Raw genomic sequence first — 19,051 nt, 5'->3', positions numbered from 1 at the left:
GGGGTTTGCAGCCCTGTCATAGCAGAGCATCAAAATCGGTGGGGGTGTAGCAGAGGCCTCCCCACCCATCAACCCGCTTGAAGCACCTATCCTATCGGCCAAGGGCCTTGTTTTTCAGTAGGTTCAGCGAAAGCTGACGCTTTTTCGAGCCCTTCCCTAGCGGCCCCCTGCACCAAAGCACAAGTATTTGTTCACCTTTTTGGGTTTTGCCTTGCTAGGGGTCTCATGCTTAGTCAAAGATTCGGCGGCAAAAAGCCTCGGGCAGGTTTTCTCGCTGGCCCCGTCGCGGCGGCGCGAGCGGCTCTACGCAGGCGCATGGAACCCCCTCCTGTTGCGGGTTAGCATCAGAATCCGGCACTTTGTGGCAAAACTGTGGCGAAACACTCTGTTTCCATGCCCAAGCCATTGTTACGCCGCAGAAAAACATGATGCTCGGCTCAGGTATACAACCCGGTCCCGCATCGCGGCCCCACTGCAAGAAGCCTTAACTCCATGGAATTGCTCGCATTATTGATCCTTCCGTTGCTCGCCGGCTTCGTGCTTTGGGATGACGACGACTCGGACGACACCTCGGAAGCCTCCGGCGACGACGAGCTCGAGACCCCCGGCCCCGAGGATGACCTCGGCGACATGCTGGAGACCCCGGCGCAGGATTACTTCCGGGAAGAGGTGGAAGCCACGGATTGGGAAACCTACGAGACCGGGCGGGAAGGCCCGCTCCCGGGCACAGCAGAGGCGGACCACGGTATCTACACCGGCGACGGGACAGCTTTCGGGCTGCAGGGCGACGACGATATGATCGGGCTCGAAGAGAGCACGATCTACGGCGGCAGCGGCAATGACGTCATAGGGGCGCTCGATCGTTCGGTGGCCTACGGCGGTGCGGGCAGTGATGCCGGCTTCGCTGCAGGCGAGGCGCAGTTCCATGGCGACTCCGGCGACGATGTTCTCTCGGCCTATGACTACGCCGAGGCCCATGGGGGCGAGGGCAACGACAGGCTCTACCTCGGGCGCGGGATCGACGACAGCGCCACAAATTATCTGCCCGCGGGCGACGCCCAGACCTTCGGGGAGCAAGGCGATGACACCCTGAGCGCCAATGACACCGGGCGCGCCTACGGCGGCTCGGGTGATGACGTCCTGGCCGGCTGGGAAGAGTCCTCTCTCTACGGTGGTGAGGGCAGCGATACGCTGGAGCTTTACGACTCTGCCTTTGGCAAGGGCGGGTCCGGCGCGGACGAGATCCATGCCTTCGACGATGCACAGGGGCGCGGCGGCGGCGGTGACGATCAGCTATATGGTGCAGGCTATGCGGATCTTCGCGGCGAGGCCGGCAATGATACGCTGGGGGTCAACCTCGTGGACGGCGGCGGCTCGGCCTCGCTCTACGGTGGCGCCGGGGCGGACGATATCTTCGGAGATGACTCCGTCTCGGGCTATGGCGGGCTGAACGAGGATATCCTCTACGGCATCAACGCCTCTTCGATGTATGGCGGCTACGGCGAGGACACCATAAGCGTCGCGGATCTCGCAGAGGGTCATGGCGGGGCCGGGGCCGATCTGATGATCGGCGACGACCAAAGCTCTATCCACGGCGACTCGGGCGACGACCTGCTGATCGCTGACAACGAAAGCTCGGCCTACGGCGGCTCGGGCAACGACGCGCTGATCGGGCGCGAGAGCACGACCCTCTACGGTGGCAGCGGCGAGGACCAGATCATCGCCTATGGCTCGGCCGAGGCATATGGCGGCGAGGGCGCGGATACCTTCATCCTCCCCGAGAGCTCGTTGCAGACCCAGACCGCCTTCGATGCGCTCAGCGGGGACGATTACATCCGCGACATGGGCGTCATCCAGGATTTCGACGGCACAGAGGACATCCTGCAGGTGGAGCTGCCCGCCAGCTACAACCTGGCCGAGACCAGTGTCGAGATCGTCGACTCGGGCGTGGCGGGCTACGTCGATGTCGAGATCACGCTCTCGCATGGCTCGGGCGAGGATGTGGTCCAGTCGATCCGCGTGGCGAGCGACGGCACCGACATTACCCTCGACGATATCTTCATCGTGGAATCAGGCGGAACGACCACGGCGGCTTCGGCCCTCTAAGGGGCCACTGCGGGGCCGTAGCCGGAAGGTGGGTCTCACCCACCCTGCGCCGGTGGCCCCGCCTGCCCCTAGCTCCTGCGGGCGCTCGCGGTTTCGGGCTTGGCGCCGGTCAGTCCTTCCAGCACCCGCAGACCCGAGCCCGAACGCACCTTCTCTCCGGGACCGCTGGAGGCCTGCACGCGCTTGCTGGCCTCGACCATCAGCACGCCGCCCGAGAGCACCACCGAAAGATGGTCTCCGAAGCTTTCCCAGAACCGTGCCGTCTTGCGCCAGAAGCGCCGCGACGAGGGCGGCTGGTAAAGCGTGTGCTGATGCCGCTCGGGCAGGAAGTTGTGCCGCTTCAGCTGCGCTTCGAGCTGGCCCTGGCTGTAGGGCCGCCCGTAGCCGAAGGGCGTGCGGTCAGAGCGCGACCATAGCCCCGATCGATGCGGCACGATGAACAGCGCCTTGCCCCCCGGCCCCAACACGCGGAAGCATTCTTCCAGCAGGTCCGAGGGCCGCTCCGTGGTCTCGAGCCCATGCATCACCACCAGCTTGTCCACATGGCCGGTCTCGACCGGCCAGAGAGTCTCTTCGCACAGGACCGAGACATTGGGCATGGCGGCGGGCCAGGGCATCACCCCCTGCGGCGCGGGCATCAGGGCGATCACGCGCCGGGCGTCGGGCAGGTAGGGACGCAGCAGCGGCACGGCAAAGCCATAGCCCAGCACGGTCTGGCCCTGCGCCTCGGGCCAGAACTGAAGCACGCGGCCACGGATATTGGCCTGCGCCGCCCGGCCCAGGGTCGAGCGGTAGTAGAAATTGCGCAGATCCTGAACATCCAGGTGCATTGCAAGCCGTCCCGCAATCGGTTTCACTCACCAACAATAGCAAGTGCGAAGGAAATGACCATGGCTCTCGCCCTCGTCACCATCCCCTGTCTGTCCGACAACTACGCCTACCTCCTGCGCGACGAGGCCTCGGGCGAGACCGCCCTCGTCGACGTGCCCGAGGCGGCGCCGATCCTGGCCGAGCTGGACGCCCGTGGCTGGGAACTGTCGCAGGTCTGGCTGACCCACCACCACCCGGACCACGTCCAGGGCCTGCCCGAGATCCAGGCCAGCTACCCCGGAGCGAAGATCTACGGCGGCGCGGCGGATGCGCATCGCCTGCCGGCGCTCGACGTGGCGCTGGAAGAGGGCGACAGCCTGACCCTTGGCGGCGAAAGCGGCACGGTGCTGGATGTCTCGGGCCATACCATCGGCCACCTGGCCTTCCATTTCCCCGAGAGCGGCATCGCCTTCACCGCCGACAGCCTGATGGCCTTCGGCTGCGGTCGCGTCTTCGAGGGCACCTTCCCGCAGATGTACGAGAGCCTCGCGAAGCTCGCGGCCCTGCCCCCCGAGACCACGATCTGCTCGGGTCACGAGTACACCCTGGCCAACGCAAAGTTCGCCCGCACGATTGAACCGGAGAATTCCGAGCTTATATCGCGTTACGAAGCCGTCGAGGCCGCAAGGGCCGCAGGACGGCAGACTGTCCCGTCGCTCCTTTCCGAAGAACTGGCAACCAACCCCTTCCTGCGCGCCCATGTACCGGGTGTTGCAGCGAACCTCGGCCTCTCCGATGCCACCCCGGCAGAGGTCTTCGCCGAGATCCGCCGCCGCAAGGACGCCTTCTGAATAGCCGTTTCGAGACGATTCGGTCGAAGCAAGCCGGTAAATGTGATCGAGCGTTCGCAGAAAACCCTTGAAGCGCGGTCAGGATCGACCAAACTTTAAGACTAAGAGGCCATGGTTGGATCTGGGGCCACCCCCGCTCCGACACAGATCGAAAAGGAGCACCACAGTGCCTTCATTCTCGACCACCCTGGAACAGGCGATCCACGCGGCCCTGGCGCTGGCCAACGCCCGGCACCATGAATTCGCCACGCTGGAACATCTTCTTCTGGCCCTGATAGACGAACCCGACGCCGCGCGGGTGATGAAAGCCTGTTCGGTGGATACCGAAGAGCTGCGCCAGACCCTTGTCGAGTTCGTCGACGAAGAGCTGGCGAACCTCGTCACCGACATCGACGGCTCGGAAGCGGTTCCCACCGCGGCCTTCCAGCGCGTCATCCAGCGCGCCGCAATCCACGTGCAGAGCTCCGGCCGCACCGAGGTGACCGGCGCCAACGTGCTCGTGGCGATCTTCGCCGAACGCGAATCGAATGCGGCCTATTTCCTGCAAGAGCAGGACATGACCCGTTACGACGCGGTGAACTTCATCGCCCATGGCGTGGCCAAGGACCCGGCCTATGGCGAAAGCCGCCCGGTTTCCGGCGCCGAGGAAGAGCAGAAGCGCGCCTCGGGCACCGCTTCGGCCCAGCCCGAGGGCGACGGCAAGGAATCGGCGCTCGACAAGTATTGCGTCAACCTGAACGCCAAGGCGCGCGAGGGCGATGTCGATCCGCTGATCGGCCGCGGCCACGAGGTCGAGCGCTGCATCCAGGTGCTCTGCCGCCGCCGCAAGAACAACCCGCTGCTGGTGGGTGATCCGGGCGTCGGCAAGACCGCCATCGCCGAGGGGCTGGCGCGCAAGATCATCCAGGGCGAGACCCCGGAAGTGCTGGCGAACACGGTCATCTTCTCGCTCGACATGGGCGCGCTGCTGGCCGGCACCCGCTACCGCGGCGATTTCGAGGAACGGCTGAAGTCCGTGGTGACCGAGCTGGAGGCGCATCCCGATGCGGTGCTCTTCATCGACGAGATCCACACGGTGATCGGCGCCGGTGCCACCTCCGGCGGTGCCATGGATGCCTCGAACCTGCTCAAGCCCGCACTGCAGGGCGGCAAGCTGCGCTGCATGGGCTCGACCACCTACAAGGAGTTCCGTCAGCACTTCGAGAAGGACCGCGCGCTGAGCCGCCGGTTCCAGAAGATCGACGTGAACGAGCCTTCGGTGGAAGACGCGGTGAAGATCCTCAAGGGCCTGAAGCCCTATTTCGAGGAACATCACGGCATCAAGTACACCAATGACGCGGTGAAGACCGCGGTTGAGCTTTCGGCGCGGTATATCAACGACCGCAAGCTGCCCGACAAGGCCATCGACGTGATCGACGAGGCCGGCGCGGCGCAGCACCTGGTGGCCGAATCCAAGCGGCGCAAGACCATCGGCGTGAAGGAGATCGAGGCCGTGGTGGCCAAGATCGCCCGCATCCCGCCGAAGAACGTCACCAAGGACGATGCCGAGGTGCTGAAGGACCTCGAAGGCTCGCTGAAGCGCGTGGTCTTCGGCCAGGACACCGCGATCGAGGCGCTCTCCTCGGCGATCAAGCTGGCCCGTGCGGGCCTGCGCGAACCCGAGAAGCCCATTGGCAACTACCTCTTCGCGGGCCCCACGGGCGTCGGCAAGACCGAGGTTGCCAAGCAGCTGGCGGATACGCTGGGTGTCGAGCTGCTGCGCTTCGACATGTCCGAGTACATGGAGAAACACGCGGTCTCGCGCCTGATCGGTGCGCCTCCGGGCTACGTGGGCTTCGACCAGGGCGGCCTGCTGACCGATGGCGTCGACCAGCATCCGCACTGCGTGCTGCTGCTTGACGAGATCGAGAAGGCGCATCCGGATGTCTACAACATCCTGCTGCAGGTGATGGACCACGGCCAGCTGACCGACCACAACGGCCGCACGGTGAACTTCCGCAACGTGATCCTGATCATGACCTCCAACGCGGGCGCCGCCGAACAGGCCAAGTCGGCCATCGGCTTCGGGCGTGACCGCCGCGAGGGCGAGGATACCGCCGCCATCGAGCGCACCTTCACGCCGGAATTCCGCAACCGCCTGGATGCGGTGATCTCCTTCGGGCCGCTGCCCAAGGACACCATCCTGCAGGTGGTCGAGAAGTTCGTCCTCCAACTAGAGGCCCAGCTTCTGGACCGTGGCGTCTCGATCGAGCTCACCAAGCCCGCCGCAGAATGGCTGGCCGACAAGGGCTACGACGACAAGATGGGCGCCCGCCCGCTGGGTCGCGTCATCCAGGAGCACATCAAGAAGCCCCTGGCGGAAGAGCTTCTCTTCGGCAAGCTCGCCAAGGGCGGCGTGGTCCGCGTCGCGGTGAAGAACGGCGAGCTGGACCTGCAGATCAAGGGCCCGGACAAGTTGCAGCTCTCGGGCAACAAGCCGCCCCTGCTGACCGCAGAGTAACCGGCCCGCAGCCGTGCAAGATCGAAGGGGTGGGGATTTTCCCCGCCCCTTCTGCTTTGGGCACCCCGCTTTGGGCCCCGCGTGGGCCCCTGCCATGGCGCCATCGTCCGGGATGCCCTCGGGCGGGCCCCTTGCCTCCGCCGGGCGCAGCGCCCAGACTTGCCGGACCGCCCAAGACCGGAGCCCGCATGCGCCTGATCCTTCCCCTGCTCCTGCTGCTTGCCACGCCCTTGCTGGCCCCCCGCCTGCATGCCGAGCCGCCGCGCCTGGCCCTGCCCATCGACTGCACGCCGGGGCGGGATTGCTTCCTGCAGAACTACCTCGACCATGACCCCGGACCGGGTGCTGCGGATTTCACCTGCGGCCCGCTCACCTATGACGGCCACCGCGGCACCGATTTCTCGTTGCTGTCGCAGCAGCAGATGGAGCGCGGCGTGCGCATCCTGGCCGCCGCGCCGGGGCGGGTTGCGGGCACCCGCGACGGCATGATCGACCGCCTCTATACCGAGGCCGAGGCCCCGCGGATCAACGGCCGGGACTGCGGCAACGGGGTGCTGATCGAACATGAAGGGGGTTGGGTCACCCAGTATTGCCACATGCGCCGGGGCTCGGTCGCGGTGCAGAAGGGCCAGCTGGTCGAGGCCGGCACGCCACTCGGCCTCGTCGGACTCTCGGGGCGCAGCCAGTTCCCGCATCTGCATATCGCGTTGCGCCGTGACGGGGAGGATGTCGATCCCTTCGCCCCAGATGGCACGACAGAGAGCAGGGGCGGCTGCGCGCCGCTTGGCGATCCGCTCTGGGCCGATCCGCTGGAATACAACCCCGGCGGGCTGATCTCCCTGGGGTTCCTCGACCGGCTGCCCGAGTTCGAGGAGGTCGCCGCAGGCGGCATGGCCCGCGACAGCCTGCCCGCCGATACCCCGGCCCTGGTGCTCTGGGCCTATGTCTTCGGCGCCCGCGACGGCGATGTGCTGGAGCTGGCGATCACCGCCCCGGATGCGCCCTGGCTGTCCCAGGAATTCACCCTCGAGAAGGACCAGGCCCGGCTCTATCGCGCCACGGGCAAGCGCCTGCGCGCGGCACTGCCGCCGGGGCTCTATACCGGGCGGGCGCGGCTGATCCGGGACGGAGAGGTCCTGTCGCAAAAGACCGGCGCCGTTCAGATCCGCGCCGACTAGCGCCCGCCATCAGCGTTCGGTCAGCTTCAGTTCGATACGGCGGTTGGCGGCCAGCGCCTCGGGGCTGTCGCCCTCTTCGATGGGCTGGTACTCGCCAAAGCCATTGGCCGAGAGGTTGCGCGGGCTGATGCCCAGCTCGATCATGTAGCGCACCACCGACAGGGCGCGGGCCTGCGAGAGCTCCCAGTTGTCGGCGAACTCGCCACCGCCCGAGAGCGGCACCTTGTCGGTATGGCCGTCGACGCGGATGATCCAGTCGATGCCCGAGGGGATCTCGGCCGCCACCTGGCGCAGGATACCGGCAATCTGTGCGATCTGGCTGCGGCCCTCGTCCGAGAGCTCGGCCCGGCCCGGCGCGAAGAGCACCTCTGAAGAGAAGACGAAACGGTCGCCGACGACGCGCACGCCGTCCTGCCCCGCCAGGATCTGCCGCATGCGGCCGAAGAAGTCGGACCGGTACTGCGACAGCTCCTGCTTCTCGGCCTCCAGGCGGCGGGCCTCTTCTTCCAGCTGACGGGCTTCGGCGGCCAGGCGGCGTGCCTCTTCCTCGGCGCGCTGGCGCTCCTTGCGTTCCAGCGCCGCGGCGCGGGCCAGGGCGGCGTTCAGGTCCTGGCCCAGGCTCTCGATCTGCACCTGGCTGGTGGCCTCGCGTTCCTTGTAGTCGTCCAGCAGCGATTGCAGCGAGGCCAGCTGGGTGCGCAGCGCCGCCACCTGCTGGTTGAGCAGCGCCGAACGGCGCGCCGCCTCGGCGCTCTGTGCCTCTTCCGCTTCCAGCGCGCGATTGGCCTGGGACAGCAGGATCTGCCGTTGCTCGGCCTCCGAGAGCTGGGCCGCCGCCTCTTCCTCGGCCTTGATCTTTGCCGCCAGCGCCGCGGCCAGTTGCCGGCGCAGCTCCTCGCGGTCGCCCGAGTCGCTCCGCGCGGCCTCCTTGGCGGCCAGCGCCTCGGCCAGACGGCGCTGTATCGAGGCCAGTTCTTCGCTGTGCCGGGTCTCGTTCTCTTCCAGCTCGGTGCGGGTACGGGTCAGCGTGGCTTCCAGCGCGCGCAGCTTCTGTTCCAGCTCGCCGATGGTGGTCTGCCGCGCCTCGGCGGTATCCTGCAGGCGGGCCATGTCCGCTTCCAGCGCGGCCTTGTCGGCGGCCAGCGCCTCGGCCTGGTCCTCGCTTTCCAGCGCGGCGGCGAGACGATCCGAGAGACCGGATTTCTCTTCCTCGGCGCGGGCCAGGGCCGATTCCAGCGCGACGATGCGCAGGCGGACCTGCTCGAGCGCGTCGATCTGGCCGTCGGTCTGCTCCTCTGCCGCATCTAGACGCGCGGTCAGCTCGGCCTCGCGGGCGGCGGCCTCGGCGCGCAGGCGGTCGATCTCGGCCTGCATATCTTCACGGGTCGAAAGGGTCTCTGCCTCGGCGCGGTCGGCGCGGGCGCGGGCGGTGGCGGTGTCTTCCCGCGCCGCCGAGAGGTCCTCGCGCAGCACGGCCAGCTGACTGCGGGCCGCGTCCCGATCGCCCTCGGCGCCGGTGAGCGCGCGCTCCAGCACCCCAAGCCGCGCCTCAAGTTCTGCCAGCTTCGAGTCCCGGTCCTCGACATCGGCCAGGGCATCGGCCAGGGCCGCCTCCAGGCGCGAGAGCTGGCCGAAGCTGGCCTGACGCCCCTCTTCCGCCTCGGCCAGGCGCTCTTGCGTGCGCGCCAGCTCATCCGAGGTCTGGCTGGCCTGCGCCGTCGCCTCGTCGCGGGCCAGCAGCGCGGCCATCAGGCGTTCGTCCAGGTCATCGGTGGCGGCCTCGGCGGCGGCCAGCTGGGTCAGGGTCTCTTCGGCCTGGCGGCGCTGTTCCTCCAGCGCCAGGGTCATCGCGGTCAGCTCGTCCTGCGAGTTTTTCAGCCGCTCGCGCAGGGCCTGGGCCGCGGCGGCCTCGGCAATGCGGGCGGCTTCTTCCTCGGAGAGCTGGGTTTCCAGATCATCCAGCTGCGCGGTCAGGTCAGAGCCAAGGGCACGGGCGTCATCGCGTTCGGTGCGCAGGCTGTCGACCAGCGCTTCCAGCGCCTCGCGGCGGGCAGCGGCAAGGCGGGCCTGCTCTTCCTGCTGGCTGATCTCGCTGCGCGCCTGCGACAGGGCCAGTTGCAGAGCCTCCTGTTCGCCGATCAGGCGTTGCTGCTCGCTTTGCAGATCCGCCACCTGGGCGCGCGCGTCATCGCGCTGCGCCAACAGGCCCGAGACCTGGGCCTCGAAATCGGTGATCCGGGCGTTGGCATCGGCAAGCCCCGCCCGCGCCGCATCCCGCTGCTGGGTCAGCGAGGCGATCAGCGCCGTCTGCTGGTCCAGCCGCTGCTGGCGGTCGTCGAGGGTGGCGTTAAGCGTGCCGACCTCCTCGGTCAGCCGGGCCGAGCGGTCGCGCTCAAGCCCCAGGGCCTGCGACAGGGCCGCCAGGTCCTGGGTCAGGTCGTCCAGCTCGTTTTCCTGGCCCGTGATGGTTTCCTGCAGCGTGTATTGCACCACCATGAAGATGGTCAGCACGAACATCAGAACCATCAGCAGGCCGGTCATCGCATCCACGAAGCCTGGCCAGATATTGGCCTGCAGCCGGGCGCCGGATCTGCGGGACAGGGCCATGGATCAGCCGTCCCGGTCCAGGTGGGGCCTGCTGTGGGACAGAAGCCGCGACAGGGCCGCGATATCGGTGCGCAGCTCGGCCATGGTCTCGTGCCGGCCGGCGCTGATCTCTTCGAGGATGCGCAGCAGCTGCACGTCCATCGAGCGCAGGCGCATGCGGCTTTCCGCGTCCAGCCCCTCGGCCAGGCCCTGCTCCATCAGCTTTCCCAGCAGCGCTTCCTGCTGATCGGCCAGGCGCATCATCGCATCGGCGGTCTGGCCAGAGGAATTGTTCTGCGCCGCCATGCGGTCGGTCAGCCGCTCGATGGTATCGGCCAGGGTCGAGAGCTTGCTGTCGACCTCGGCACGGGCCGCGTCCGAGCGCATGAACATCTCTTGCAGGCGGGCCATCTGCTCGCCCATGTTGTCGAGCACGGTGACCAGCATCGAGTCGCTGGTCCCGTCTTCGCCGTCCGACAGCCCGAGGCGGGTGATCGTCGACATCCACTCTTCCAGCTCGCGGTAGAAGCGGTTCTGACCGTGGCCGGCGAAGAGCTCCAGCAGGCCCACGACGAGCGAGCCCGCCAGGCCGATCAACGACGAGGCAAAGGCAACGCCCATGCCGCCAAGCTGCGCCTCAAGCCCGGTCATCAGCCGGTTGAACACCGAGGTACCCGCCTCGCCGTCCTGCGGCGCCAGCGAGCGGATGGTGTCGACCACCGCCGGAACCGTGGTGGCTAGGCCGTAAAAGGTGCCCAAGAGCCCGAGGAAGATCAGCAGCGAGGTCAGGTAGCGGGTGATCTCGCGCGCTTCGTCGATCCGCGTGGCGACGGATTCCAGGATCGAGGTCGCCGAGGTCGAGGAAATCTGCATCCGCCGGTCGCTGCGCCCCAGCAGCGTGGCCAGCGGGGTCAGCAGGCGCGGCGCGCGGCCCGCCGCCTCGCCGTCGCGGGTCTGGGCGAAACGCTCGATCCAGCGCACCGAGGAGATCAGCTGCGCCACCTGCCAGAAACAGGCCAGCACGCCGATGAAGAAGACGAAGCCGATGAAGCCGTTCAGGTAGGGGTTGGCCTCGAAGACAGGCAGCAGGCTGGGGCCGACGACGAAGGTCCCCGCCGCGCAGAGCCCGAGGACGACGAGCATCAGCAGAATCTGGCGGATCGGCTGGGAAAACTGCGGAGCGGCCTCGCTCTCACTATGAGCCATCAGGACGGTCCCGGATGTGGTTTCGTTGCCCGGACTCTAGGAGGTTTCGCCTTCCAGAAAAAGGGCTTATCCGCGCAAATTGCGCACCCTTTCGGCCAGCCAGGTCAATTCGTCATCGCCCAGGCCCAGCTGTTCCAGATGCGCCGCCGTGTTGAGCAGATATTCCGCGTTCGGCCCCATGCCGCCATGGGCCTGGGCGATGATCTGCGCCTGGTCTTCCAGCGGCAGGCCGCCGCAATATTGGCGGTGGTGCGGGTCGATGACATAGGCCAGCGCCTCGATGCGGCGACCATCGGCGAGATCCAGTTCGACGGGGGTTTCCACGTAGGCCGATGAGACCAGCTCGCGTTCGCGCAGGTAGTCCAGCACCCTGTCCGCCTCGTGGTCGGCGGCGCGCAGGGCCAGGCCGGTACAGCCCGCGCCGGTCTCGGCGTCCAGCGCCAGCACCAGGCCGGGGTCCTCTTCCGTGCCGCGATGGTGGATCGAGGTCATGCAGAAGGAGCGCCGGTAGCCCGCCAGGTGGGCCACGACCGACTCGGCCGGCTCGAAACCCGGTTTCCACAGCAGCGATCCATAGCCGAAGACCCACATGGTGATATTTCCCTTTGCCTTTGCCCCCTGTAAACAACAGCCAAAGGCAGAGGTGAAGGGGCGCCATGAAACGTCTTACGATCGTGATCGCGGTGCTGGCACTGCTCTGGTCCGGCTACTGGTTCGCAGGCTCGTCGAAGTTGCAGGACGAGGTCGAGGGCTGGATGTCCGCCCGTCGTGCCGAGGGCTGGCAGCTGGACTACGCCAGCTTCGGCGTGAAGGGCTTCCCCAACCGCTTCGACCTGACGTGGCATAACCTGGCGGTGGCCGACCCCGACAGCGGGCTGGCGGTCGAACTGCCCGATTTCGGCATCTTTGCCCTGTCCTACAAGCCCAACCACGTCATCGCCGCCTGGCCCGAGACCTTCGCCCTGCGCACCCTCTCGGATCGCTACCAGGTGCAGAACGAAGGCATGCGCGCCTCGCTGGTGCTGAAGCCCAACACGGCGCTGGAGTTGCAGCGGGCGCAGTTCACGCTGGAGAGCCTGCAGCTGGATGGCGCCGGCGCCCCGGCGCTGGTGGCCAGCGGCCCGCTCAACATGGCCCTGGCCCAGGACGAGGGGCAGGCCGAGCGCTACCGGTTGGGCCTGTCGGCCGAAGCGGTGCAGCTGCCCGCCGGTTTCGTGACCCGGCTGGCGGCGGACCGGGGCCTGCCGCGCCGCATCCGGGCGCTCAACCTCGACGCCCATGTGACCTTCGCCGATCCCTGGGACATCCGCGCCCTGCAGGACGCCCGCCCGCAGCCGCGCCGGATCGAGCTGCACCTGGCGCGCGCCGAATGGGGCGAGCTGATGTTGCAGCTCTCGGCGGATCTGACGGTGGACGAGACCGGCATGGCCTCTGGCGACGTGGATGTGCAGGCGCGCAACTGGCGACAGATGCTGCAGATGGCCGTCAGCCTCGGGGCGGTGGATGCCCGGCTGGCCGAGACCGCCGAACGGGCGCTCAGCTCGATGGCCAGCATCCGCGGCAACCCCGAGACCCTGGATTTGAGCGTGACGCTCTCGGACGGACAGGTCTGGCTGGGCTTCATCCCGCTGGGACCGGCGCCGAGCTTCATACTGCGCTGACCCGGCCCCGAGCCGGGCCGGGCCGGGCCGGGCGCTCAGCGGCAGTAGGCGCCGGAGCGATAGCGCGCGGTGTCGAAGTGGAAGTGATCGCGGTGCAGCGCATTGGCCTCCGGGCCCAGCACGGTGCCGAAGGGGCCACAGGCGGCGGCATGGGCGCGCTTGAGGATCTTGCCCTCGCGGCCATTGTTCCAATCTTCCAGCACCACCAGGTCCTTGCCGTCGTTCAACCGGATCGCGGCGATGTCGATGGCCCGCCCCTTGCCATGCTCCGAGATCCGCGCGCCCTTGCGGTTGTTGCGCGGACGACAGGCGTAATGGGCCACCACCCGCAACTCCCGGACCCCGCCGCCATAGCGCCGCACCGCCGGAGACAGCCCCCGGTCGATCCAGCTCTTCAGCGCCTGCGCGGTCTTGCAGTCCATCACCGCGTGGGTCGACAGGCTGACGCCCGAGACAGAGCGGATGCGCACCGCCTGGTCGATGCCACAGCCCTGCGTCTGAGAGGGCACGGCCCCGATCTCGACCCCCTGGATCGACAGATCGCCACAGACCGCCCCCTGCCTGCGCCGCGCCTCGACCGCCCGCGCCAATTGCACCACGGTCGCCGGCCGCAGCTTCGGGCGCAGGGAACGGGTGGGGGTGGTCGAGCTGTCCGGGGCATAGCGGCTGAGACCCACGGTCTCGACCTGCTGCGGGTTGCGGGCCTCCGAGAGGACCTGCTGCGCCACCTCCAGGGCCACGTCACGCTGGACGAAGACCTCTGCCGGCAGCACCACGCCGCGCAGCATCTGCCCCCGCGCCACCGGGCGCAAAGAGCGCTCCGGCGCCAGCGAACCGGCCACCTGGGCCATCAGCGCGGCTGTCGTCAGCGCGCTGGCCGCCAGCGCAAGCCCCAGAAGGAGCCCTGCTGCAGCCAGCCGCCGGCGGGTCACTTGCGCACCGCTCCGCGCCCGAAGTCCGGCGCATCGGTATCCTGCCCCGCCTCGATGATATTGCGGCGGATGGCACGGGTGCGGGTGAAGTAGTCGTGCAGCAGATCGCCGTCGTCCTGGCGAATGGCGCGTTGCAGACGGAAAAGCTCTTCCGTGAAGCGCTGCAGGATCTCCAGCGTCGCCTGCTTGTTGGACAGGAAGACATCGCGCCACATGGTCGGATCAGAGGCGGCGATCCGGGTGAAGTCGCGGAAACCGGCGGCCGAGTACTTGATGACCTCGCTGTCGGTCACCCGGCGCAGGTCGTCGGCCACGCCGACCATCGTGTAGGCGATGAGGTGCGGCGTGTGGCTGGTCACCGCAAGCACCAGGTCGTGGTGCTCGGGGTCCATCTCGTCCACATGGGCGCCCATGCCTTCCCAGAAGGCACGCAGCCCGGCCAGGGCCTGCGGATCGGTCTCGCCCGCCGGAACGATCAGGCACCAGCGGTTGTCGAAGAGCTCGGCGAAGCCGGCGCGGGGGCCGGAATGCTCGGTGCCGGCCAGCGGGTGCGCGGGGATGAAATGCACGCCCTCGGGCACATGCGGGCCGACCGAGGCCACGACCGAGCCCTTGACCGATCCCACGTCCGACAACACCGCGCCGGGCTTGAGGTGGGGGCCGATCCGCTCTGCCAGGCCACCCATGGCGCCCACGGGCACGGCCAGGATCACCAGGTCGGCATCGGTCACGGCCTCTTCCAGGCTGTCGCAGATCACGTCGCCCAGACCGATCTCGCGTGCCGTGGCACGGGCCTCGTCCGACAGGTCATAGCCGCGGATCTCGCCCGCCAGCCCGCCACGCTCTGCCGCGCGAATGATCGACGAGGCGATGAGACCGAGGCCGATGAGCGTGATCCGCTCGTAGATCATGCCTCGTCCCCGGCCTTGAACTGGCCGATGGCATGGGCCACGCGGCGGCAGGAGGGCTCGTCCCCGATGGTGATGCGCAGGCAATGGGGCAGGTTGTAACCCGCCACCTGGCGCACCAGCAGACCGCGGGCGCGCAGGAAGGCATCGCAGGCCTGGGCCTCTTCGGTATCGGCGAAACGGGCCAGGATGAAGTTGCCGAAGGACGGGTCCGAGGGCACGCCATGTTCGGCCAGCGCATTGCGCAGCCAGTCGCGCAGGCGGGTGTTCTCGCGGCGCGAACGGGCCACGTGGGCCTGGTCGTTCATCGCCGCCGTGGCCGCTGCCAGCTGGCCGTTGGACAGGTTGAAGGGCTGGCGCACGCGGGTCAGCACGTCGATGATCTCTTGCGGGCCATAGCCCCAGCCGATGCGCAGGCCGCCAAGGCCGTAGATCTTCGAGAACGTGCGCGTCATGACGACATTCGAGCGCGCCTCGACCAGCGCGGCCCCGCCGTCGAAACCCTGCACGTATTCCGCATAGGCGCCGTCCAGCACGAGGATCGCGCCCTCGGGCAGGCTGTCGGCCAGGCGCGCCACCTCGTTGCCGCCGATCATGGTGCCGGTCGGGTTGTTGGGGTTGGCGATGAAGACCAGCTTGGTCTTCTCGCTCATGCCCGCGATCAGCGCGTCGACATCCGTCACGCGGTCCTTTTCCTTCACCTCGACCGGCGTCGCGCCCGAGGCATGGGCCAGGATGCGGTACATGCCGAAGCCGTGTTCGGTGAAGAGCACCTCGTCGCCGGGACCGGCGAAGGACTGGCAGAGAAATTGCAGCACCTCGTCCGAACCCACGCCGCAGATGATCCGCGCCGGGTCGAGCCCGTGGTGGGCGGCAATCGCCTCGCGCAGCTCGGCATGGTCGGTCGAGGGGTAACGATGCAGATCGTGAACCGCGCGGGCATAGGCCTCCTTGGCGGCATCGCCGGGGCCATATGGGTTCTCGTTCGACGAGAGTTTCACCACGTCGCTCACGCCGTCGACCTTGGAGGCACCACCTACGTAGAGGTCGATCTCCATGATCCCCGGCTGTGGCTCGATCTTGTTGGTCATCATGTCACCTTTTCGCACCGGGGTCCTTCTAGCCGGGGGTTGGGTGCATGGAAAGATGAAGTTTCAGTGAAAGGCACCGCGCCCGAGTTCCGTTGCTGAATGTCCGCTGAGCGGTACGTTTTGCGCATTCATCGGCGGCGTATGGGGCCGTGAAAGGCCAGGTTGGGACCTGCAACTCGCGAAGGAATGCCCCATGTATATCGCCCTTGTCGACTTCCCGCACCGCGACCCGGTCCCGCTCCTGCCCCAGGTTCTTGCCGCCCTTCCCCAGGTGCGCGCGATGGCGGGCTGCCTGGACTACCGGGTGCTTTCGGACAGCGAGGCCCCGGACCGGCTGATCCTGCTGCACCGCTGGCAGGACAAGCCCGCTTTCGAGGGCTACCTGGCCTCTGAGCATTTCGCGGCACTCGGCGCCCTGTTGCGGCCCGGCATGACCGCGCCGCCGGTCTCGCTGCGGCTCGAGGCGCAGGAAGATATCCTGGTGACGGGATAGCACAGCGGGCGTAACCTCCCTGAGATGTCTGCGCCGGTCTTCCAGCTTCTGCGGGGTGATTTCCCCGCCGCCCCGCCCCGGTCCTTCCGGCAAGAGGCGCACTACCTGCTGCATGCCAGCGACGGGGTGATGCGGATGGAGGCGAAGGGCCAGCTCTGGACCCTGCCCCCGGCCCGCGCGGCGCTTGTCGCAGCCGGGGAAGAGATCACCATCGCCCTGCCGCGCAGGCTGCAGGCGCTGAGCGTGCTGATCCCGCCCGAGGCTGCCCCTGCACCGCCGGCGCCGCTGCGGGTCTTTGAAAGCTCGCCCCTGCTCAGGGCGCTGCTGGCCGAAATGCCCGAGGACGACAGCGACCCCACCCATGCCCGCGCTCTTGGCGCGGCACTGATCTCGACCGCCTGGAGACTGGCGGCAAGGCCGCTGCCGCTGTCGCGGCCCGTCGGGCGCTCGGCCATGGTGCAGCGGGCCCTGGCGCTGGTGGAGGCGCGGCTCGAGGACCCGCCCGAGATACCGGAGCTGGCGCGCGAGCTGGCCACCACCCCACGCACCCTGGCCCGCCACCTTCAGGCGGAAACCGGTATGGGCTGGCGCGACCTGATGCGCCGAATGCGCGTGATGCGCGCGGCCGAGCTGCTTTGCGCGCCCGACATGCCGGTGATCGAGGTGGCGCTTGCCTGCGGCTACGGCTCTCTTTCCGGCTTCAACACGGGCTTCCGCGAGATCACCGGGCAAAGCCCCCGCGACTACCGCCGCAGCCTGGCACCACGCTAGGCAGCAACGAAAAAGGGCCGCACCCGAAGGTACGGCCCTTTCCGACAGGATCGTCCAGAACTTAGTTCTGGGCGTAGTATTCGATGACCAGGTTCGGTTCCATCTGGACGGCGTAGGGCACGTCCGACAGGCCGGGGGTGCGCACGAAGGTCGCGGTCAGCTTGGAGTGGTCGGCCTCGATGTAATCGGGGACGTCACGCTCGGGCAGCTGGGTGGCTTCCAGGACGGCTGCGATCTGCTTGGACTTCTCGCGGACCTCGATGACGTCGCCTTCCTTCACGCGGTAGGAGGGGATGTTCACGCGCTTGCCGTTCACCAGGACGTGGCCGTGGTTCACGAACTGACGGGCCGCGAAGACGGTGGCCACGAACTTGGCGCGGTAGACGACGGCGTCCAGGCGGCGCTCCAGCAGGCCGATGAGCAGCTCACCGGTGTCGCCCTTGACACGCTCGGCTTCCGCGAAGATGCGGCGGAACTGCTTTTCGGTCATGTCGCCGTAGTAGCCCTTCAGCTTCTGCTTGGCGCGCAGCTGGAGGCCGAAGTCGGACATCTTGCCCTTGCGGCGCTGACCGTGCTGGCCGGGGCCGTATTCGCGGCGGTTCACCGGGGACTTCGGACGGCCCCAGATGTTTTCGCCCATGCGGCGGTCGATCTTGTACTTGGCAGACGTGCGTTTGGTCACGACTGATCTCCTTCATATGAGTTCGAAGGGCGTTGTCCTCTCCCCGGACCTCCCCCTTGCGGGGCAGGCGACCCAGGTTGACAGGGTTCCCCTTGCGGGGGCCACCAACACCAATGAAGCCGCGCTTATAGAGGCTGCCGGGGCAGAGTCAATCGACCATTCCCGCTGTTTTCGGTGAAACTCGGGCCCTCACGCCGCGTCGCGCATGAGGATCGCCGCCTCGGGCTGGCTCAGGAGCCGGCGCGCCGGGGGCACATCGCCCAGGCCGGGGCGCAGGCCCGGCCGCAGGGCCTCGGCGGGCAAGAGGCTTTCGCAGGGCAGTCCATTGGCGATCAGCACGTGGTGGCCACGCAGGCGCAGCTGCACATAAAGGACCTCGGTCACCGCCAGGTCCTGCACGATGGAGCGCCCGTTGATCAGGTCCCGGGCCCGGACCAGCACCTCGTCAGTGTTGAACAACGCCCGCGCCGCCGGAGCCCCGATCAGCATCCGGTGGTCCGGAGAGACCAGCAGGCTTTCCTCGGGGCGCAGCAGGCCGAAGGCTCCGGTGTGGATATGCACCGGGCGCAGATGCGGCATCATGTGCAGCCGGGCACCGCTGATCCGGTTGGCTTCGATCCCGAGCAGGCGCTGCGGCCCGGCATCGCGGGTCTGGACCAGGTCGCCGATGCAGAGATCCTCGACCAGGCGCGGACCCGAGGGGGTGGCGATCCGGGTGCCGGCCACCAACCCGCTGCCCAGCCCGCCCGGTGCCGGGCGCAGGCGGCGGCGCGGCTCCAGCGCGGTGCGCACCACCCAATGCTCTCGGCCTGCCTCGGGCAGGCTGTCGCGGAACATCAGCAATGGCGCCCGCCCGCCGTCCTGGGGCACCAGTGTCGCGGTATATCCGTGGCGCCCGTCGGTCAGCACGAAGCCGGTCTCCAGCAGCGGGCTGTCCTCTTCGCCGGGCTCCGGCCGGGCCGCAACGGGGCGCGAAAGCGCCATGCGCCGCAACATCCGTGCCGCGCTGCGATGCAGCTCCTGCGCCTCGCCGGGACGCGCCAGCTGCAAGAGCTCTGACGGGCCGTCCAGTCGCAGCGCCTCGCCACGCCAGCGCCAGGGCACACCGACGCGCAGCGCCTCCGGCCCCAGCCCCGGCTGGCCGTCGATCTCTGTCTGCTTCCACGAAAGCGCGTAAGTGCCCGCGAACCCTCTGCCCATGCTCTGCTCTTGCCCCTGTCGCGCCGCGCCCCTGTGCCGGGGCGTCGCCGCCTGTCACCACACCGCCCCGCGGGCG

At 68.0% G+C, this 19,051-nt stretch carries 16 protein-coding genes; 7 read left to right on the top strand and 9 right to left on the bottom strand.

Annotation, left to right across the window (positions count from 1 at the left end):
* Positions 1–492: 492 nt before the first annotated feature.
* A complete protein-coding gene (locus CRO50_RS05820) occupies positions 493–2,106 on the top strand; it encodes a calcium-binding protein (protein ID WP_143516862.1) in 1,614 nt (537 codons plus the stop codon).
* Positions 2,107–2,174: 68 nt separating this feature from the next.
* Here CRO50_RS05820 and CRO50_RS05815 read toward each other — a convergent pair whose 3' ends face one another.
* Positions 2,175–2,936: a methyltransferase domain-containing protein gene (locus CRO50_RS05815; protein WP_097144944.1), complete on the bottom strand. Its 762-nt coding sequence runs from the start codon at positions 2,934–2,936 to the stop codon at positions 2,175–2,177.
* 60 nt (positions 2,937–2,996) lie between these two features.
* On the opposite strand from CRO50_RS05815, the gene gloB reads away from it, so the two are divergent.
* The 3 genes from gloB to CRO50_RS05800 all read left to right on the top strand — a co-directional run bounded on the left by gloB (position 2,997) and on the right by CRO50_RS05800 (position 7,445).
* Positions 2,997–3,767: a hydroxyacylglutathione hydrolase gene (gene gloB, locus CRO50_RS05810; protein ID WP_097144943.1), complete on the top strand. Its 771-nt coding sequence runs from the start codon at positions 2,997–2,999 to the stop codon at positions 3,765–3,767.
* A gap of 166 nt (positions 3,768–3,933) precedes the next feature.
* Positions 3,934–6,267: an ATP-dependent Clp protease ATP-binding subunit ClpA gene (gene clpA, locus CRO50_RS05805; protein ID WP_097144942.1), complete on the top strand. Its 2,334-nt coding sequence runs from the start codon at positions 3,934–3,936 to the stop codon at positions 6,265–6,267.
* A 188-nt stretch (positions 6,268–6,455) separates the two neighbouring features.
* The gene (locus CRO50_RS05800) at positions 6,456–7,445 is read left to right on the top strand and encodes a M23 family metallopeptidase (protein ID WP_097144941.1); all 990 of its coding nucleotides are present in this window, start codon (positions 6,456–6,458) and stop codon (positions 7,443–7,445) included.
* 9 nt (positions 7,446–7,454) lie between these two features.
* Here CRO50_RS05800 and CRO50_RS05795 read toward each other — a convergent pair whose 3' ends face one another.
* The 3 genes from CRO50_RS05795 to CRO50_RS05785 all read right to left on the bottom strand — a co-directional run bounded on the left by CRO50_RS05795 (position 7,455) and on the right by CRO50_RS05785 (position 11,828).
* Positions 7,455–10,052 carry a peptidoglycan -binding protein gene (locus CRO50_RS05795; protein ID WP_097144940.1) on the bottom strand — a complete coding sequence of 866 codons (2,598 nt, stop codon included), beginning with the start codon at positions 10,050–10,052 and terminating at the stop codon, positions 7,455–7,457.
* A 3-nt stretch (positions 10,053–10,055) separates the two neighbouring features.
* Positions 10,056–11,237, bottom strand: coding sequence for a biopolymer transporter ExbB (locus tag CRO50_RS05790; RefSeq protein ID WP_097144939.1), 1,182 nt, complete (start codon positions 11,235–11,237; stop codon positions 10,056–10,058).
* A 66-nt stretch (positions 11,238–11,303) separates the two neighbouring features.
* Positions 11,304–11,828, bottom strand: coding sequence for a gamma-glutamylcyclotransferase (locus CRO50_RS05785; RefSeq protein WP_097144938.1), 525 nt, complete (start codon positions 11,826–11,828; stop codon positions 11,304–11,306).
* 65 nt (positions 11,829–11,893) lie between these two features.
* Here CRO50_RS05785 and CRO50_RS05780 point away from each other — a divergent pair, with 65 nt between their 5' ends.
* On the top strand, positions 11,894–12,898 hold the full coding sequence (locus tag CRO50_RS05780; RefSeq protein ID WP_097144937.1) for a DUF2125 domain-containing protein: 1,005 nt from the start codon (positions 11,894–11,896) through the stop codon (positions 12,896–12,898).
* A 35-nt stretch (positions 12,899–12,933) separates the two neighbouring features.
* On the opposite strand, the gene CRO50_RS05775 is transcribed toward CRO50_RS05780, so the two are convergent.
* Genes CRO50_RS05775 through hisC form a run of 3 tightly spaced genes read right to left on the bottom strand, consistent with a single transcriptional unit; the run spans position 12,934 to position 15,829 of the window.
* A complete protein-coding gene (locus tag CRO50_RS05775) occupies positions 12,934–13,830 on the bottom strand; it encodes an extensin-like domain-containing protein (RefSeq protein ID WP_097144936.1) in 897 nt (298 codons plus the stop codon).
* Positions 13,827–14,741, bottom strand: a complete 915-nt coding sequence (locus tag CRO50_RS05770) for a prephenate/arogenate dehydrogenase family protein (RefSeq protein WP_097144935.1) — start codon at positions 14,739–14,741, stop codon at positions 13,827–13,829. Before CRO50_RS05770 ends, CRO50_RS05775 begins: the two co-directional genes overlap by 4 nt.
* Positions 14,738–15,829 (bottom strand): histidinol-phosphate transaminase, encoded by a 1,092-nt coding sequence (hisC, locus tag CRO50_RS05765; RefSeq protein ID WP_179747213.1) that lies wholly within the window; start codon positions 15,827–15,829, stop codon positions 14,738–14,740. Before hisC ends, CRO50_RS05770 begins: the two co-directional genes overlap by 4 nt.
* 193 nt (positions 15,830–16,022) lie before the next feature.
* Here hisC and CRO50_RS05760 point away from each other — a divergent pair, with 193 nt between their 5' ends.
* Both CRO50_RS05760 and CRO50_RS05755 read left to right on the top strand, forming a co-directional pair.
* Positions 16,023–16,322, top strand: a complete 300-nt coding sequence (locus CRO50_RS05760; RefSeq protein WP_097144933.1) for a putative quinol monooxygenase — start codon at positions 16,023–16,025, stop codon at positions 16,320–16,322.
* Positions 16,323–16,346: 24 nt separating this feature from the next.
* On the top strand, positions 16,347–17,093 hold the full coding sequence (locus CRO50_RS05755) for a helix-turn-helix domain-containing protein (RefSeq protein WP_097144932.1): 747 nt from the start codon (positions 16,347–16,349) through the stop codon (positions 17,091–17,093).
* Positions 17,094–17,154: 61 nt separating this feature from the next.
* On the opposite strand, the gene rpsD is transcribed toward CRO50_RS05755, so the two are convergent.
* Together rpsD and CRO50_RS05745 are read right to left on the bottom strand one after the other, a co-directional pair.
* Positions 17,155–17,775 (bottom strand): 30S ribosomal protein S4, encoded by a 621-nt coding sequence (gene rpsD, locus CRO50_RS05750; protein WP_097144931.1) that lies wholly within the window; start codon positions 17,773–17,775, stop codon positions 17,155–17,157.
* Between the two features lie 189 nt (positions 17,776–17,964).
* Positions 17,965–18,975 carry a Hint domain-containing protein gene (locus CRO50_RS05745; RefSeq protein ID WP_097144930.1) on the bottom strand — a complete coding sequence of 337 codons (1,011 nt, stop codon included), beginning with the start codon at positions 18,973–18,975 and terminating at the stop codon, positions 17,965–17,967.
* Between the last annotated feature and the right edge of the window lie 76 nt (positions 18,976–19,051).

This window comes from Pseudooceanicola antarcticus (assembly GCF_900215355.1).
GTDB lineage: Bacteria > Pseudomonadota > Alphaproteobacteria > Rhodobacterales > Rhodobacteraceae > Pseudooceanicola > Pseudooceanicola antarcticus.
This window is presented reverse-complemented; position numbering and strand designations above follow the sequence as displayed.